14 protein-coding genes are annotated in these 18,939 nt (G+C 50.1%); all 14 read right to left on the reverse strand.

All coding sequences use genetic code 11. The features are described 5' to 3' along the window. Window positions 1-250: 250 nt before the first annotated feature. Window positions 251-1,219 (reverse strand): class II fructose-bisphosphatase, encoded by a 969-nt coding sequence (gene glpX / locus ACFODW_RS11330; RefSeq protein ID WP_390306468.1) that lies wholly within the window; start codon window positions 1,217-1,219, stop codon window positions 251-253. A 445-nt stretch (window positions 1,220-1,664) separates the two neighbouring features. Next, window positions 1,665-2,954, reverse strand: coding sequence for a UDP-N-acetylglucosamine 1-carboxyvinyltransferase (locus tag ACFODW_RS11335; protein WP_390306470.1), 1,290 nt, complete (start codon window positions 2,952-2,954; stop codon window positions 1,665-1,667). Between the two features lie 70 nt (window positions 2,955-3,024). Continuing rightward, complete coding sequence (gene fsa / locus ACFODW_RS11340) at window positions 3,025-3,666, reverse strand: fructose-6-phosphate aldolase (RefSeq protein ID WP_390306472.1); 642 nt, start codon at window positions 3,664-3,666, stop codon at window positions 3,025-3,027. Window positions 3,667-3,831: 165 nt separating this feature from the next. After that, window positions 3,832-4,689 (reverse strand): class II fructose-bisphosphate aldolase, encoded by an 858-nt coding sequence (locus tag ACFODW_RS11345; protein WP_390306474.1) that lies wholly within the window; start codon window positions 4,687-4,689, stop codon window positions 3,832-3,834. Window positions 4,690-4,789: 100 nt separating this feature from the next. After that, window positions 4,790-5,149 carry a response regulator gene (locus tag ACFODW_RS11350; RefSeq protein ID WP_390306476.1) on the reverse strand — a complete coding sequence of 120 codons (360 nt, stop codon included), beginning with the start codon at window positions 5,147-5,149 and terminating at the stop codon, window positions 4,790-4,792. Window positions 5,150-5,333: 184 nt separating this feature from the next. Next, window positions 5,334-6,944, reverse strand: coding sequence for a CTP synthase (locus ACFODW_RS11355; protein WP_390306478.1), 1,611 nt, complete (start codon window positions 6,942-6,944; stop codon window positions 5,334-5,336). A gap of 256 nt (window positions 6,945-7,200) precedes the next feature. Further along, on the reverse strand, window positions 7,201-7,707 hold the full coding sequence (gene rpoE, locus ACFODW_RS11360) for a DNA-directed RNA polymerase subunit delta (protein WP_390306480.1): 507 nt from the start codon (window positions 7,705-7,707) through the stop codon (window positions 7,201-7,203). Between the two features lie 216 nt (window positions 7,708-7,923). Continuing rightward, window positions 7,924-11,166: a fused isobutyryl-CoA mutase/GTPase IcmF gene (gene icmF / locus ACFODW_RS11365; protein ID WP_390306482.1), complete on the reverse strand. Its 3,243-nt coding sequence runs from the start codon at window positions 11,164-11,166 to the stop codon at window positions 7,924-7,926. A gap of 176 nt (window positions 11,167-11,342) precedes the next feature. After that, on the reverse strand, window positions 11,343-11,975 hold the full coding sequence (locus ACFODW_RS11370) for a TetR/AcrR family transcriptional regulator (RefSeq protein ID WP_390306484.1): 633 nt from the start codon (window positions 11,973-11,975) through the stop codon (window positions 11,343-11,345). Window positions 11,976-12,015: 40 nt separating this feature from the next. Further along, a complete protein-coding gene (locus tag ACFODW_RS11375) occupies window positions 12,016-13,155 on the reverse strand; it encodes an acyl-CoA dehydrogenase (RefSeq protein WP_390306486.1) in 1,140 nt (379 codons plus the stop codon). Window positions 13,156-13,177: 22 nt separating this feature from the next. Next, window positions 13,178-14,311 carry an acyl-CoA dehydrogenase gene (locus ACFODW_RS11380; RefSeq protein ID WP_390306488.1) on the reverse strand — a complete coding sequence of 378 codons (1,134 nt, stop codon included), beginning with the start codon at window positions 14,309-14,311 and terminating at the stop codon, window positions 13,178-13,180. A gap of 52 nt (window positions 14,312-14,363) precedes the next feature. After that, window positions 14,364-15,215, reverse strand: a complete 852-nt coding sequence (locus ACFODW_RS11385) for a 3-hydroxybutyryl-CoA dehydrogenase (protein ID WP_390306490.1) — start codon at window positions 15,213-15,215, stop codon at window positions 14,364-14,366. 75 nt (window positions 15,216-15,290) lie between these two features. Continuing rightward, window positions 15,291-16,478 carry an acetyl-CoA C-acetyltransferase gene (locus tag ACFODW_RS11390; RefSeq protein WP_390306492.1) on the reverse strand — a complete coding sequence of 396 codons (1,188 nt, stop codon included), beginning with the start codon at window positions 16,476-16,478 and terminating at the stop codon, window positions 15,291-15,293. Between the two features lie 150 nt (window positions 16,479-16,628). Continuing rightward, complete coding sequence (locus tag ACFODW_RS11395) at window positions 16,629-18,737, reverse strand: (Fe-S)-binding protein (protein WP_390306495.1); 2,109 nt, start codon at window positions 18,735-18,737, stop codon at window positions 16,629-16,631. Window positions 18,738-18,939: the final 202 nt, after the last annotated feature.

Consider the following 18,939-nt stretch of genomic DNA (forward strand, 5'->3'; position numbering starts at 1 on the left):
TTTCCGAAGATTTGGAAGAATGGTCAGAAGATAGATTGGAAGTCCGAAGAGTCACGGAAATAGAATAAGTATATTTATGATAGCCAATATCATCTTCACATATACCATATATTACTCTTTCAGTTAGCAATATTCAACTCTATTTTAAAGTTTTGCTAGATAACGGTGATTCCGCAAGATGGCGGCACCCCTTTGGAACCTACACAAAAGGAAGCCAGAATAAAATATGGCTTCCTTTTGGTAGATTTAATTATGGTTTAATGACCAGGTTCGGTTTCTTCTGGAGGCTGTGTTCTCCACCGATAAAACGGACAGTTCCGCTCTTCGCCCGCATGACAACTGTTTCCGTTGTCGCGCTGGACCCTTTGAACTGTACACCCTTCAACAGCTCGCCATCGGTTACGCCTGTCGCCGCAAAAATAGCATCATCCCCGCTGCAGAAATCTTCCATATAGAAGACCTTCTCCAGATCAGAGATTCCCATTTTCAGACAGCGTTCCCTCTCTTCTTCATTGGACGGAACAAGTTTTCCTTGAATCTCACCGCCGAGGCATTTCAATGCAGCAGCCGCCAGTACACCCTCTGGTGCTCCGCCAATCCCGAGAAGGATATCCACCCCAGTATCATCAAAGGCAGTATTCATCGCTGCAGCCACATCACCAGCCGGTATCAGTTTAATTCTGGCACCTGTTTCACGGATTTCTTCAATCAGCTTCTGATGCCGCGGACGGTCCAATACTGTAGCCACCACATCTTCAATGTCCTTGTTCTTTGCTTTGGCAACAGCTTCCAGGTTTTCACGGGTGGATGCGTTTATATCTATCATCCCGACAGCTTCCGCACCGACAGCTATTTTCTGCATGTACATGTCAGGTGCATGCAGGAGAGTCCCCCTGTCAGCAATAGCAATGACAGCCAGGGCATTCCAGGAACCCTGTGCGACGATGTCCGTACCTTCCAGCGGATCCACTGCTACATCCACTCCCGGTCCGGAACCAGTCCCCAGTTCTTCCCCAATATAAAGCATCGGCGCCTCGTCGCGTTCACCTTCCCCGATCACTACCGTACCCTGCATCGGAATCGTATCAAATACATCCCGCATAGCAGTGGTCGCCGCATCATCAGCTTCCTCTTTCTTACCGCGCCCCATCCATCTAGCAGACTTCAACGCAGCCGCCTCCGTAACCCTAACAATCTCCATCGATAAACTTCTCTCCATATAAAACCTCTCCCTTTATATCAAAATAAAATATCCTCATCCCAAAAAGAATATTTATAAATAGAAAGGCTGTGGCGACCGTTTAGGAACGGACGCATAAGCAAGAGGCCGTAAAACGCCGGATCTTTGGCGTTTGAAGTGGCTATTGCTTATGACGGCAGGTCCTGGAAGCCAGAGCCGGACAATAGAAAGGCTGAGCGGGCTCGATCAGCGGCGACATGCATAAGCAGAAGACCTTAGAGCGGATGGGTTTCCCGCTTAAAGTGTCGGCTGCTTATGTCACGAGCCGCTAGCCCGGAAAGCCAGACAACAGAAAGGCTGTGGCGACCGATTAGAAACGGACGCATAAGCAAGGGCCCGTTCGGTCCTGTCGCAGAAAAGCGGACAAGTTTGCCGAATCTCCCCCTGCATAAATCCAGAAGGTTCTCGGATGCTGATGATACATTTAAGAATTCTGGAACTGCCTGATCTCCAAGTCAGTCATTTCTTCACGCCATACCTTGGCACCGAGGCTGTTCAGTTTTTCCGTGATTTTTTCATATCCTCTATCGATATGATCCAGTCCGGTAATCTCTGTCACACCCTCCGCCATCAGGCCGGCGATGATCAAGGATGCCCCGGCACGCAGGTCACTGGCTCTTACCCTTGCTCCTTCAAGCTGAACGGGTCCGGAGACAATGGCCGAGCCGCCTTCCACTTTAATGGAAGCATTCATCCGCCTTAATTCATCTATATGCTTGAGGCGGGCGGAGTAGATGGTATCCGTGACAACACCGGTGTTTTCGGCTTTTGTAAGCAGTGAAGTGAATGGCTGCTGCAGGTCTGTAGGAAAGCCCGGATAGACAAGTGTCTTGATATCCACACTTTTCAGCCGTTTCCCTGGTCTGACCAGCAGCTGTTCATCACTTTCTTCCACCGTGACACCCATTTCCCGGAGTTTGGCCAATACAGACTCCAGATGCTGGGAGATCACATTATCCACAATTACTTCTTTTCCTTGTGCTGCTGCTGCAATGGTATAGGTGCCCGCTTCAATACGGTCGGGAATAATGGTATGGTTGCATCCGCTCAATGAATCGACGCCTTCGATCCGAATGACGTCGGTGCCGACACCTTTGATCTTCGCTCCCATACTGGTCAGCAGGGTAGCCACATCAATGATTTCCGGTTCCTTGGCGGCATTTTCAATGATCGTTTTCCCTTTCGCCTTGACTGCTGCAAGCATAATATTGATCGTTGCACCAACACTTACCACATCCAAATAGATTCTGGCACCGCGAAGTTCCTTGGCACGAAGATAGATGGCTCCCTGTTCATTGGTAACTTCAGCGCCCAATGCTTCGAATCCTTTGATATGCTGGTCGATTGGGCGAGGGCCGAGATAACATCCGCCAGGCAGTCCAATGACCGCCTTTTTGAATTTCCCGAGCATCGCACCCATGAAATAGTAAGATGCCCGCAGTTTGGTCACCTTGCCATTCGGTAGTGGCATCGCTATCATCCTGGAGGGATCGATATGAACTTTTTGGCTGGAGCTCCATGACACGGAACCGCCGATTTCCTCGAGCAATTCCCCGAGGGTATACACATCAGATATCTCCGGGAGACCTTCAATAGTCACATCGGAGTCCGCCAATATGGCAGCCGGCAATAATGCGACCGCACTGTTCTTGGCCCCGCTGATGCGGACCTTGCCGTTTAATAGCCGGCCGCCTTCCACTAACATTTTTTGCATTTTATAATACCCCGTTTCTTGGGTTGTTCATTTACCTATACCTTTTGCACTTTCTTCCAATTTTATGCAATTATTTTTGATTGTTCCAGTCTGCCAGGAACTTCTCAATACCCTGATCTGTCAATGGGTGTTTGACAAGCTGGCCGAACACTTTATATGGAATGGTCGCAATATGTGCACCATTTCGCGCAGCTTCTGTTACATGCATCGGATGTCTGATGGATGCTGCAATGATTTCCGTCTTGATATCATGGATCTCAAACAGTTCGGAAATAGAGGCAATCAGATCCACCCCGTTCTGGCCGATGTCATCAAGTCTTCCTAAAAACGGCGACACATATGTGGCACCTGCACGGGCTGCAAGCAGGGCTTGGTTCGCATTGAAAATCAATGTAACATTGGTCGTGATATTGAGGTCACTGAAGGCTTTAACCGCCTTAAGCCCTTCCAGGGTCATAGGCACTTTCACCGTGATATTCGGTGCAATAGCCGCCAATTCCTTGCCTTCTGCAATCATGCCCTCTGCATCTTCCGAAATGACTTCCGCACTGACCGAGCCGGATACTTCATCCGTAATTTCTTTCAGGCGATCATGGAAAGAGACGCCCTCTTTCGCTACAAGGCTCGGGTTGGTTGTCACTCCGGCCAGAATCCCAAGTTCATTTGCTGCACGGATATCATCAATATTAGCTGTATCAACAAAAAATTTCATATTACTGTTCCCCCTGTATTTTTATTAAATAGAATTTCCCAGCGGCAAGCTGGGTTTTCGGTTATAGATAAGCCACGCCCAGCTGCCCATGCAGCTAAACGCGCCGAGACCGGCGCAGGGACGTGGCTCATGTTTTTGTCAGTTAAGACTGTTCTAATGGTGTGGTTACGCTTGTTGTGATGAACCGAACTCACGCATTTTGCCGATGACGGTTTCTTTGATGGCTTCTGTTCCAGGCCCAAGATATTTACGTGGATCGTAGAGATCCGGTTTCTCCGCCAATACTTCACGGACTCTTTTTGCCTGAGCAATTTGATTCTCTGTATTTACATTGATTTTAGCTGTTCCAAGAGAAACGGCTTTCTGGATATCTTTTGTCGGAATTCCGGTACCACCGTGAAGCACAAGCGGCAAGACAATGGTATCATGAATTTCCTTCATTTCTTTAAAGCCGAGATTAGGTTCACCTTTATATGGACCGTGTACGGATCCAAGTGCAGGCGCCAGGCAGTCGATGCCTGTCCGTTCCACGAGCTCCAGACACTCTTTAGGATCTGCATAGATTACACCTTCTGCTACCACGTCATCTTCCTGGCCTCCGACTGTACCGAGTTCCGCTTCTACGGAAACACCATGGATATGAGCCAGCTCCACTACCTTGCTTGTGAGAGCAATATTTTCTTCCAATGGATCGTGGGAAGCGTCGATCATGACAGAAGTGAATCCGGCATGGATGGCCTCTGCACATTTTTCGAAGCTTGATCCGTGGTCAAGGTGAATGGCAACCGGAACAGTTGTACCATAAGATTCCATCAAGGCTTCAACCATGGTGACAACGACTTTGAAGCCGCCCATGTATCTTGCCGCACCCTCTGATACACCCAGGATTACCGGGGATTTTTCCTCTTCCGCTGCCTGAAGGATGGCTTGAATATATTCAAGGTTATTCAGGTTGAATTGTCCAACCGCATAACCGTTTTTCCTTCCTTTTTCCAGCATATCCTTCATAGATACTAGTGGCATTGTATGTCCTCCTCATTGATGAAAAACGTTCATCTGCATGTTTTTTATTACAGTATAAGAATACCAACTTACACTGAAAGGCGCAACATTAGGTGATCAATTATTCAAGAATCGTCTGTACCTGCCCCAGCAGATCGTTAATATTGAACGGTTTTCCCAATACCGCCTTCACATGGTGCTGCCGGATGACCTCCTGCGGCAGCATTTCCGTCATGCCGCTGATCAGGATGACCGGCAGATCCTCTTCCCTTTGTTTTAATTTCTCCAATATCTCCGCTCCATCCAAGAACGGCAGTTTGTAATCCAGGATGGCCAGCGCGAACGTGTGTGAGCAGATGAGATCCCATGCCTCTTTTCCCGTCTTGCCTGTGGTGACTTGGTAGCCTTCATTCGTCAGCAAGTCTTCCAGCAGCAGGCGGATGCCCGGCTGATCATCCACAACCAATATCTCCTTCTCCATATAATCCCCTTCCCGTAACCAATAACAGATACTTATCCTAATTATATATGTACGGTTCCCTCCATCGATTATGGCCTTATTATCTAATTTCGCTGCTTGAAGTCGAATTTCCTGCAATTCCCATAAAAAAACTCCGAAGAGGGATTCCCGCACTAGGCGGAATTTCCTCTTCGGAGTCTTGGATTTACTTGCTTTCGTGATGATCCAAAGATGCACCGACAAAGCCTTTGAAAAGAGGCTGAGGCCTTGTCGGACGGGAAGTGAATTCCGGGTGGAATTGGCTTGCCACGAACCATGGATGGTCGTTCAGCTCAATGGTCTCGACGAGTCTTCCGTCCGGGCTTGTCCCAGAGAACAGGAAGCCTTTCTCTGTCATTTGCTCACGATAAGAATTATTGAATTCATAGCGGTGGCGATGGCGTTCCTCAATCATATCCGCTCCGCCATACACTTCCTTCGTCTTGGTGCCATCTTTCAGGCGGCAAGGATAGACACCGAGCCTCAATGTTCCCCCAAGGTCGGAAATATGCTTCTGTTCCGGAAGCAGGTCAATGATCGGATGCGGTGTCTGCGGATCGATCTCTGCAGAATGGGCGCCGTCAAGCCCCAAGACATTGCGGGCGAACTCTACCGTTGCAAGCTGCATGCCAAGGCAGATCCCAAGAAATGGAATCTTATTTTCCCTGGCATAACGGATGGCTTCAATCTTTCCTTCGATTCCCCGGTCGCCAAAGCCGCCTGGAACCAGAATGCCATCCACATGATCCAGCTCTTTCTTGATAGAGTCTGCATCCAGCTTCTCGGAATTGATCCAATGAATGGAAATATCTGTATCATAGGCGAATCCTGCATGCTTCAGCGATTCGGCAACGGAGATATAAGCATCCGGGAGTTCTACATACTTTCCGACCAGGCCGATTTCCACTCTCTTGGAGAGATTCCGCACCTTGTCCACTAATGCACTCCACTCACTCATTTCCGCCGGGTCGCATTGGAGGCCGAGGTGGTCGCAGGTCAGCTGATCGAGGTTCTGCTCCTGCAGGGCGATCGGAATCTGGTACAAGGTGTCTGCGTCCAGCATTTCAATGACAGCACGTTCATTGATGTCACAGAACAAGGCGATCTTTTCCTTCATTTCTTTGCCGATCGCGTGCTCTGTCCGCAGTACGATGGCATCCGGCTGAATACCGAGTGAACGCAGTTCCTTCACACTGTGCTGGGTAGGCTTGGTCTTCATCTCGCCGGCAGCCTTAATGTATGGAACAAGTGTACAGTGTATATACATGACACTGTCCCTGCCTACATCACTCTTAATCTGGCGTATTGCCTCCAAGAACGGCAGTGACTCAATATCTCCGACGGTCCCGCCGATTTCTGTAATGACCACATCCGCCTTGGTTGCTTCACCTGCACGGAAAACCTGCTCCTTGATCTCATTGGTGATATGCGGGATTACCTGTACCGTTCCACCAAGATAGTCGCCGCGGCGTTCTTTGCGGATTACACTGGAGTATACCTTCCCTGTGGTGATATTTGAATATTTATTCAAGTTGTTGTCAATGAACCGCTCATAGTGTCCGAGGTCCAGGTCCGTCTCCGCACCGTCTTCCGTCACAAATACTTCACCATGCTGGTACGGGCTCATGGTCCCCGGGTCCACATTGATATAAGGGTCAAACTTCTGGATGGTTACCTTCAATCCACGGTTCTTCAATAAACGTCCCAGAGAAGCTGCTGTAATCCCTTTTCCCAGAGAAGATACAACCCCGCCTGTCACAAAAATGTACTTAGTCACATTCATCCCTCTTTCTTCTAGTTTATCTTCTGTTGAATCTTCCTGCCTTATACCTTTGAAGCCATATCACTCCAGATCTCTCTGGCCGCCGGGTGCGGCCCTACCATTGGCTGCCGCATTCGGCTTAAAAATTCTATAATTTCCTGAACAATAATAAAAGCGCCTCCCCATAGAACGGGGAAACGCTTTGATTAAGTAATTTTAAAGAGCCCAAGTAAAATATTACTCATACGGCCCAGAAAAGTCAAGATGATCTTTATTTCGGTTCTTCTTCGTCCGATTCGAACCCTGCAACATTATCCTCTTCGAACTCGTCTTCATCCCCAAGTTCGTCGGCATCGGCTTCCAGATCTTCTTCCCCAAGCTCCACGGGTAAGTCATCAAGATCGTCATCGAAGTCCAAATCATCCGGCTCGGCAGAAAAATCTTCCTCTTCTGCCGCTTTCTTCTTCTCCGGCTTCTTTTTCTTTTTCTTCTTCGGTGAATCAGTGATTTCCTCATCCATCTGTTCCACCGGATACCAGCGCTTCAGCCCCCATACATTGGAACCAAGGGTCAGAAAACGTCCATCGACATTCATATCCGTATAGAACTGGGCAATTGCTGCCTCTTTTTCTGAATCGGTCAATCCTTTGAAATCGGCAACTCTGGAGAAAAGTTCCTGGAAATCCAATGCCTTCTTCTCATCTACAAGGACCATGTTGGCCAGTTCCAGCATGGACATTCCCTTCAATTCTTCGTGGCTGTTATTATTCAAGCTCACGGCAACGCACTCCTTTACCTTATATATTGCAGCATTCCCTGCCATATTAAACATATCCGTATTTTACCATTCAACACACTTCAAATGATACCTTACATTATAAACAAATATAATGACAATATGCTAGAGAAAAGGCGGAAAATCTCCGCGTGCCGTCAAGCTGGCTTTTATATGGCCCGTAGCCGTCCCCTCTGAACCGGAGCTGACAGGGCCTAGTTACATATTTCTCCGGTACTGGCCGCCTACCTGGTAAAGGGCGTTGGTGATCTGGCCGAGGCTGGCCACTTTCACGGTCTCCATGAGCTCTGCGAAGATATTGCCGCCCCCCGCAGCCACCTGTTTCAGCCGGTTTAGCGCCTCATCCACTTCCTCCTTGTTTTTCTCCTGGAACTTATGGAGCTCGCTGATCTGATGCTCCTTCTCTTCCTTGGAGGCACGGGCAAGCTCCATCGAATTGATAGCTTCCTCTGACGGCGGTGTCGGGCTCAGATAGGTGTTCACCCCGACAATCGGAAGCTCTCCGGAATGCTTTTTCCCTTCATAGTATAAGGATTCCTCCTGGATCTTCCCGCGCTGGTACTGCCGCTCCATGGCACCGAGCACCCCGCCGCGGTCGTTCATCCGTTCAAATTCCTGTAATACGGCTTCCTCTACCAAATCGGTCAGTTCCTCTACAATAAAGGAGCCCTGCAGGGAATTCTCATTCTTCGTCAAGCCGAATTCCTTGTTGATGATCATCTGGATGGCCATCGCCCTGCGCACCGATTCCTCTGTCGGCGTTGTGATCGCTTCATCATAGGAGTTGGTATGCAGGGAATTGGTATTGTCCTGGATGGCCAGCAAAGCCTGCAATGTGGTCCGAATGTCATTGAACTGTATTTCCTGCGCATGCAGGGAGCGGCCGGATGTCTGAATATGATATTTCAGCTTCTGGCTCCGCTCATTGGCCCCGTATTTCTCCCGCATGGTAATCGCCCATATGCGGCGTGCCACCCGGCCGATCACCGTGTACTCCGGATCCAGGCCATTCGAAAAGAAAAACGACAGGTTCTGGGCGAATTTATTCACATCCATGCCCCTGCTTAAGTAATATTCCACATAAGTGAAGCCGTTGGCCAGCGTAAATGCCAGCTGGGTAATCGGATTGGCGCCCGCTTCTGCAATATGATAGCCGGAAATGGAGACCGAATAATAATTCCGTACATTTTTATCAATGAAATATTCCTGGATATCCCCCATCATCCGAAGGGCGAACTCCGTCGAGAAGATGCAGGTGTTCTGCCCCTGATCCTCTTTCAAAATATCTGCCTGGACGGTGCCGCGGACAACCTTCAGTGTGTCTTCTTTGATTTGTTCATATTCACTCGCTGAAGGCTCCCGGCCGTTTTCTTCCGTGAACTTGTCGATCTGCTGGTCGATGGCCGTGTTGAAGAACATCGCCAGGATGATCGGGGCAGGGCCGTTGATCGTCATCGATACGGAGGTGGTTGGAGCAATCAGGTCAAAGCCGTCATACAGTTTCTTCATATCCTCCAGTGTACAGATATTCACTCCGCTTTCCCCGACCTTTCCATAGATATCCGGACGCTCTGCCGGATCTTCCCCATAAAGGGTGACGGAATCAAAGGCGGTGGAAAGCCGTTTCGCCTGTTCATCCTTCGACAGATAATGGAATCGGCGGTTGGTGCGTTCCGGTGTACCTTCCCCGGCAAACTGGCGGGTCGGATCCTCTCCCTTACGCTTGAACGGGAAGACCCCTGCCGTAAACGGGAAAGCCCCTGGGACATTTTCCTTCATCAGCCAGGTCAGCCGCTCGCCCCAGTCCCGGAATTTCGGAAACGCAACTTTCGGCACCTTGGTCCCTGCCAGGGATTCTGTGACGATATCCATCTCAATCTCTTTATCCCGGACAGTGAATGTCATTTTATCTCGGCTGTACTGCTCCTTTGTTTCCTCCCAGCTGTCCAGAAGGGTCTGAGAGCCTGCATCCAGCTGATTGCGGTAGTGGTTGAAGGCCTGTTCCATCGCCTCAGACGCCGTCTCATCTTCCACCACATCCATGGCACCCTGCAATTGATAGAGTTTTGTTGCCACCTCACTCTGCTTCTTTGTTTTCTCGTGATAGCTGCGCACATACTGGGCAATCTCCTGGAGATAATGCCGGCGTTCATTGGTGATGATGAGGTTCTGCTTCTCAGCAATGACATGGCGGTCAAATGTGAGCTCTTCCTGCCAGCCGTATTCCTCGTTCAGTTTATCGATCAAGGATGCGAATAGGGCGTTGGTGCCCGCATCATTGAACTGACTGGCAATCGTGCCGAATACCGGAAATTTCTCCATGTCCTCGTGGAACAGCATATGACTGCGCTGATATTGCTTGCGCACCTGGTTCAGTGCATCCTCTGAACCCTTCTGTTCAAATTTATTGATGACAATGAAATCGGCAAAATCGATCATATCAATTTTTTCCAGCTGGGAAGGCGCACCGAATTCTGCTGTCATCACATACATGGAAAGGTCGGAAACATCCGTGATCGATGCATCGCCTTGGCCGATCCCGCTTGTTTCCACGATGATCAGGTCATACCCGCCGGCACGCACTACATCGATGACATCCTGAATGGACCGCGACAGCTCATCCCTGGAATCCCTGGTGGCCAGCGACCTCATGTATACCCGCTCATTAAAGATGGCATTCATCCGGATCCTGTCCCCAAGCAGTGCACCGCCTGTTTTCTTTTTCGTCGGATCAATGGAGATGATGGCGACCCTCTTCTCAGGAATTTCATTGACAAAGCGGCGGATCAACTCATCCGTCAAGGAGCTCTTCCCCGCCCCGCCAGTACCGGTAATCCCTAGCACGGGAGCATTGTTGTTCCCTTTCTCCCGCAGAGCGGCCAGCAGCTTCTGCTTTTCCTCCGGCTCTGCCTCCGGGTTCTCCATATAGCTGATGAACTTGGCGACAGATTTCCTCTCTCCCTTTACGAGCCCTTCCTGCTCTTTTTCCACATCGATCGGCGGAATAAAATCACACTGTTCAAGTATCCTGTTGATCATCCCCTGCAGGCCGAACTTTCTGCCATCCTCCGGGGAAAAGATCCAGGACACCCCGTAATCATGCAGCTCCTTGATTTCCCTTGGGATAATGGTGCCGCCGCCCCCGCCGAACACCTTTATATGGCCAGCGCCCAATTTCTTCAGCAGATCGACCATATATTTGAAATACTCGACATGGCCGCCCTGGTAGGACGAAATGGCAATCCCTTGAACATCTTCCTGGATGGCTGCATAAACAATGTCTTCCACCGAACGGTTATGCCCGAGGTGAATGACTTCTGCTCCGCTTGCCTGCATGATTCGGCGCATAATATTAATGGAAGCGTCATGGCCGTCAAACAGACTGGACGCCGTCACAAATCGGACCGGATTCTTCGGTTTATAAATCTCCGTTTCTGCCATCTTGAAATTCCTCCCTCATAGTTTCAATGCCTGCTATCCCCCAAGTGTACAAAGGCGGCAGGGCTCCCAGCCCGAAGACGTACGAACCGGAATGTGCGCATCTTGGTTTGCGCCGGTACTGCCACTTACAGCCAAGATCTGCCGTTACTCCATTAGGAAAGACCGGGCCGGTGCCCTTACAGTTCCCGGCCCTTATGCACGATCCCCAGCCCAGGCAGCAGGAACTGGATCTGCCTTTCGATATATTCATCAAGGGTGAACTGCTTTTGGAGGATCCAGCGCCGGAACCCCCACATCTGCCCCTGTACAAATAGATTATTCGCAAGGAGCCTCGCATCCTGCGGTGAAATATCATCCGGCATACAGGTGACAACCACCCGCTCGAGCATGCCGACCATCAAGCGCTCCTTCTCCAATACATACCGCTTCGACTCCCTTTTCAGGGACTTCACTTCCTGATAGAGGATCAGCACTTCCTCCTGCATGTCATCCATCAGCCGGAAAAACGACTCCAATGTGGCAATGAAGTTTTCCGCCGAGGGATTCTGCAAATCTATCTTTTCTTCGAGGCGCTCACGGACCTGGTGGTGTATGGAATCGACGACCAAAAACAATACATCCTCTTTGGTGCGGATATATTCATACAGGGTGCCGATGCTGAAGCCGCATTCCTTGGCGATTTCCCTGGTGGTTGTACGGTGGAATCCTTTTTCCCGGAACAGTCTGACCGCTCCTTGGACAATCTGCTGGCGGCGTTTCGCAACAAGCTCCTGATCTTTGATGGACGAAACGATCCGATCCTGTGTCATCAGCTGCCAGACCCCCTTTCCTTCCCTGATACGTGCTCGCTTATTTTGTGATCATCCGGCCAATGACCAGACGCTGAATCTCATTGGTTCCTTCATAGATTTGGGTAATCTTGGCATCCCGCATGTACCGCTCCACCGGGTAATCCTTCGTGTAGCCGTAGCCGCCATATACCTGCACTGCTTCGACCGTAATCCGCATCGCTGCATCCCCGGCAAATAACTTGGACATGGCTGATGCTTTCCCATACGGTTTCCCTTCGGACTCCAGCCATGCAGCCTGATAGGTTAGCAGGCGGGCCGCTTCTACATCTGTCGCCATATCGGCCAGCTTGAAGGAAATCCCCTGATTGGCGGCAATCGGCTTTCCAAACTGCTCGCGCTCTTTGGCATATTCTGCCGACTTATCCAATGCACCCTGAGCAATCCCGAGAGCCTGTGCGGCGATACCATTCCGCCCGCCATCAAGGGTGGTCATGGCAATTTTAAACCCTTCTCCCTCCGCGCCCAGGAGGTTTTCCTTAGGAATGCGGCAGTTCTCAAATATGAGCTCGGTTGTCGGGGACGAGCGGATCCCCAGCTTCTTCTCCTTCTTGCCAAAGCTGAAACCATCCGTCCCTTTTTCCACGATGAATGCACTGATCCCTTTATGTTTGGAGTCCGGGTCGGTCAATGCGAAAACGAGATAGATATCTGCCACACCGCCGTTGGTGATCCACACCTTGCTTCCATTCAGAATATAGTCGTCCCCATCTTTAACAGCCGTGGTCTTCATGGCAGCTGCATCACTTCCGGATCCTGGCTCTGACAATGCATAGGCTCCCAGTGCTTCCCCGGTCGCCAGCCGATAAAGGAAATTCTTCTTCTGCTCTTCATTCCCATATGTAAAGATTGGCCAGCTGGCAAGGGAAAGATGGGCAGAAAGCGTTACACCGGTGGAGGCACAGACACGGGACAGCTCTTCAACGGCGATGACATAACTGACATAATCCGCTCCAATACCGCCATACTCTTCCGGCCATGGGATCCCTGTCAGCCCAAGTTCGGCCATCTTATCAAATATCCCTCTGTCAAAACGCTCTTCCTCATCCCGTTCCGCGGCCGTCGGTTCCACTTCCTTCAAGGCAAAGTCACGGACCATTTTACGCAGCATTTCCTGTTCATCTGTCAGTTGAAAATTCATTGGATTTCCTCCTATTCAGCTATTATTTTATTAACTGTTTGGCAATCACCATATGCTGAATCTCATTGGTGCCTTCATAGATTTGGGTCACTTTCGCATCACGGAAGAGGCGTTCCACGGGGTAATCCTTTGTATAGCCATAGCCGCCAAATATTTGGACAGCCTCGATGGCATTGTTCATCGCCGTCTTGGAGGCATACATTTTTGCCATGGAGGCCTCTTTTACGCATGGAAGCCCCTGCTCCACTAGATATGCAGCTTGATAGACCAATAGTTTTGCCGCTTCTGTCTCTGTAGCCATATCTGCCAGTTTGAATGAGATGCCCTGATTGGCACTGATCGGCTTTCCGAACTGCCGGCGCTCCGAGGCATAGGCCGCCGCGTGCTCCAAAGCAGCCTCTGCAATCCCCAAGGCTTGGGCGGCAATGCCGATCCGACCGACATTCAAATTGGACATGGCGATACTGAAGCCTTCCCCCTCTTTTCCGAGCAGCTGGGCGGCAGGCACTTTGCAGCTGTCAAAAGTCAACTGGACGGTGCTCGACCCATGCAGCCCCATTTTCTTTTCGTTCTTTCCGATGATTAAGCCCGGCGTATCCTTTTCTACAATGAATGCACTAACCCCTCCGGATCCCTCTCCGGTCCTGGCAAACGTAATGAAGGTATCCGCTGCACCGCCGTTGGTAATAAATACCTTTGCCCCATTTAGGATATAATGGTCTCCCGCTTTTTTTGCCGTCGTCTTCATGCTCACCACATCCGACCCTGCCGCCGGCTCCGTCAGCGCAAAAGCGCCAAGGTATTCCCCCGAGGCCAACTTCGGAATGTAACGTTTCTTTTGTTCCTCGGTGCCGAAATATAAAATCGGATTCGTGCCGACAGAGGTATGGACAGACAAAATGACCCCCAGAGCGGCACTGACCTTGGAAAGTTCATGAATCGCAAGGATATAGGAAGGGTAATCCATCCCGCTCCCTCCGTATTTTTCCGGGATGGGGATTCCCATCAGGCCAAGTTCGCCCATCCGCTTCACGACTTCTACAGGGAAGCGGTCTTCCGATTCCATCCTGTCAATTTCTCCGGCAGCCTCTTTCCGGGCAAAGTCACGGACCATCTTCTGCATCATCCGCTGTTCCTCGGTAAAGTTCATATTCATTGGGTGTCATCCCTTCTCTAAATGTAGAAACAAACCTTTACACGGGCACTGCTTACTCGTACTGATAGAAGCCTCTGCCGGATTTCCTGCCGAGCCAGCCAGCCTTGACATACTTCCTTAGAAGCGGGCATGGACGGTACTTGCTGTCCCCGAAGCCGTCGTGAAGCACTTCCATGATATAGAGGCACGTATCCAAACCGATGAAATCCGCAAGCGTCAGCGGTCCCATCGGATGATTGGTCCCAAGCTTCATGACCGTATCGATATCCTCCGGTGAAGCGATCCCCTCATAAACAGCATAGATTGCCTCATTGATCATCGGCATGAGAATACGGTTGGACACAAAACCGGGAAAATCCTGCACTTCTACAGGCGTTTTGCTTAATTGGACGGTCATATCCTCTATGGCCTTGAAGGTCTCATCACTTGTCTGCAGGCCGCGAATGATTTCTACCAGCTTCATAACCGGCACAGGGTTCATAAAATGCATGCCGATTACTTGATCCGGCCGTTTGGTTGCTGCAGCTATTTCGGTAATCGGCAGTGATGACGTATTGGAGGCAAGAATGGCATGTTCCGGCGCAATCTCATCCAAATCCGCGAACACCTTCGTTTTTACTTCCATGTTTTCAACGACAGCCTCGATGATCAGGTCACAGGATTCAGCATCGCTCCGCTGTCGAGACGTATTCAGCCTGCCGAGCACTTCTGTTTTTTCCTTTTCCGTCATCCTTTCCTTTTCAACGGAACGGGCAAGCTGCCTTTCAATCCCTTTGAGCCCTTTATCCAAGGCCTCTTCCGACAGGTCGTTCAAAACTACTTCATAGCCTGATTGGGCACAGACCTGAGCAATTCCCGCCCCCATCTGGCCTGCCCCGATTACCATTACTTTATGGATAGCCACTTAAACTCCTCCTTCATATGAATCTAGATAAGTTAGATCACGACTCCATCGATCGTTTTCCGGACTTTTTTCCACTTACTGCTTCGGTACCTCGATCAGCACGGCGTCCCCCTGTCCGCCGCCACTGCAGATGGCAGCAACTCCCAGACCGCCGCCACGGCGTTTCAGTTCATGGATCAGCGTCAAAATGATCCGGGCACCACTGGCACCAATCGGATGGCCAAGCGCAACAGCCCCTCCATTCACATTCACCTTCTGATGATCTATGCCGGCAATTTTCCCGCTGGCAAGCGATACAGCCGCAAAGGCTTCATTAATCTCGAACAAATCAATATCCTCTTCACGGTACCCGGTCTTCTCCAGCAATTTATTGATGACAAGGCCAGGTGTCTGTGGGAAATCCTTGGCTTCCACTGCTACCTCTGCATGCCCCAGTATTACAGCCATTGGTGTTTTGCCCAATTCCTCCGCCCTTTCATCTGACATCACAATAAATGCACAGGCTCCGTCATTGACACCTGGTGCATTGCCTGCGGTGATGGTTCCGTCTTTATCAAAAGCAGGGCGCAGTTTGGCCAGTGTTTCCTTCGACGTGTCCTTCCTTGGCGCCTCATCGGCATCCACTACTAGCGGATCTCCTTTTCTTTGCGGCACCTCGACAGCGACAATCTCCTCCATAAATTTCCCTGTCTCCATCGCTTCTACCGCCCGTTGATGGCTACGGTAGGACCATTCATCCTGTGCTTCCCTTGTCAGTCCATACTCCGCTGCCGTAGAATTTCCATAGCTGCCCATATGCACACCGGCAAACGAGCAGGTGAGACCGTCATGCACCATCATATCTACGACCTTTTTATCCCCCATCCGGTTTCCCCAGCGGGCATCCGGCAGAAAATAAGGTGCATTGCTCATGCTTTCCATTCCGCCGGCAATAATGGCATCTTCGTCCCCTGCCCGAATCAGCTGGTCGGCCATCGTCACACTCCGAAGCCCTGAGGCACATACCTTATTGATCGTTTCCGTCTTCACTTCCCATGGGATACCTGCTTCACGAGCTGCCTGCCTGGAAGGAATCTGCCCCTGTCCTCCCTGCAGCACATTCCCCATGATCACCTCGTCAATTTCTTTCCCATCCATGCCCGCACGTTCCAGCGCTTCCTTGATGGCAATTCCTCCAAGCTGGGAGGCCGTCAAAGGCTTCAAAGCCCCACCGAATTTTCCAAAAGGCGTTCTGGCACCAGACACAATAACAGATTTCCTCATCCTGTTTCTCCCCTTTAAACGTATTTGTTATGAAAACGCTTTAATTTGATTGAACGCTCGTTCAGGCCTTCCACATGGATGGAGGCAGGTACCTCAAACTGAGTCCTGCCCCATTCATCTACGTCGACCACCAACCAGCACAGCCTGCCCTTAAGCAGTTTTCGTCGCTTCTTTGGAAAAGACCGAAACTGCCAGAATCTCAGCAACATCCATGGTGCTGATATCTTCATCCACTTCTTTTGCTTTGGTGCCATCACTGAGCATGGTCAGGCAGAATGGACATGCACTGGATATCATCGATGGCTGAACCTCGATGGCCTGCTCGGTACGTGCGACATTAATTCGGTTTCCGGTCGTTTCCTCCGACCACATCAGACCGCCGCCTGCGCCACAGCACATACCATTCTCCTTGCTCCGTCTCATTTCCACCAGTTCCAGCCCCGGAATAGCATTCAGAATTTCCCTTGGCGGATCATAAACCCCGTTATATCTTCCCAGATAGCAGGAATCATGGTAGGTCAGCCGTTCATTAATCGGCCCTTCCGGCTTGAGCCTTCCATCCATGATCAGGTCAAACAATAATTGTGTATGATGATAGACCTCTGCTTCAAAACCGAAATCAGGATATTCATTTTTGAAAATATTATAGGCATGCGGGTCAATGGTGACAATCTTCTTCACGTCATGCTTATTGAACTCCTTGATATTCTTCTCGGCAATTTCCTGGAACAGGAACTCGTTGCCGATCCGGCGTGCAGTATCCCCGGAATTGGCTTCTTTATTGCCAAGGATGGCAAAGCTTACACCAGCTTGGTTCATCAGCTTGGCAAAAGCGATGGCAATCTTTTGGCTCCGGCTGTCATAGGAGCCCATGGAACTTACCCAGAAAAGATATTCGAAGCCTTTGTCTTCCTTTTTCAGCTCCTTGACCGTCGGGATGGACACGGATTCATCTATGTCACGCCACTTGATGCGGTCCTTTTTGGAAAGTCCCCACGGATTTCCCTGGCGCTCGATATTCATGACAGCACGCTGCTGTTCTGCATCCATTTTCCCTTCCGTCATGACCAAGTAGCGGCGCATATCCACAATCGTGCCGACATGCTCATTGTTCACCGGGCACGCTTCCTCACAGTTGCGGCAGGTTGTACATCCGGACAATTCTTCAGCAGTGATGACATCACCGATCAGGCTGGCGCTCTGTACCGTTGCAGCCGCCTCACTGCCGGCGCTGGCCTGGTTGCCCTTTGTGCCTGCAAAAGCATAAGAAGGCACCCATGGAGACTTACCGGTAATTGCTGCACCTTTTTCCGTCAGGTGGTCACGCGCCTTGATCATAATGTCCATCGGCGACAGCATCTTGCCGGTACCTGCCGCCGGACACACATCCGTACAGCGCCCGCACTCTACACAGGCATAGAAATCCAGCATCTGCCGCTGCTCAAAATCTTCCACCTTGCCGACGCCAAAGGAGATATCCTCCTCATTCTGCTCTTCCGTTTCATCCAAATCGAAATCAATCTTGCTTAGCTTCCCAGGCACCTTCTTACTGATAAACACGTTGACTGGTGCTGCAATCAAGTGGGCATGCTTGGACTGCGGCACGTAAACCAGGAAGGTGAGAATGGTCAAGGTATGTACCCACCATCCAACATAGAAGAGAACCATAGCCGCTTCAGCGGAAAGCCAACTGAACGCCATTGCTATCAAACTGGCAACAGGTTCTGTCCATGTAGCCTCATGGCCGTGCCAGATCTGCGCCATCCCGTTACTGAACAGCACGGATACCATCAATGTACCAATGAACAGGAGGACAAGCCCTGCCTTAAATCCCCGTTTCAGCCGGACAAGCTTTTCCATATAGCGACGGTAGAAGGCCCAGGCCACTGCCACCAAAATCATCAATGTCACCAATTCTTGGAAAAACACAAACCCCGGGTAGAAAATCCCAAGCGGAAAGTGGTTCCCCGGCGCAAGACCCTTGATGAACAGATCAATCGCCCCAAACTGCACGAGAAGGAAACCATAAAACATCATCACATGGATGGTGCCTGATTTTTTATCCTTCAGCAGCTTCGACTGCCCAAATACAATTTTCCCGACCCGCTTCATCCTCCACTTTAGATCCTTATCAAACTCCGACTTCTTCCCCAGCTTGATAAAGGCTACCCTCGTGGCTACTACTCTCCCAAACAAATAAAGCCCATACGCTGTAATTGCAAGAAACGCAATCCAGTTGATCAGCAAAAAAGTGTTCATGAAAAATACTCCCCCTTTGAATCTGCTCTCCCCTACTATGATAGCGATTACAATTTACTAGAAATCAAGTGCGGGCATGTTATAACTCTACTATAAATATGAATGATCATTCAGTCAAGAATTATTTTCAGTATAGTTAGATTATTATTAGTTTTACCAATAAACAAAAGGATTGTGATCGGGAATACACCACACTTATTGG

The sequence above is a fragment of the Virgibacillus sediminis genome (genome assembly GCF_042643265.1).
In the GTDB taxonomy this organism is placed as follows: domain Bacteria; phylum Bacillota; class Bacilli; order Bacillales; family Amphibacillaceae; genus Virgibacillus_O; species Virgibacillus_O sediminis.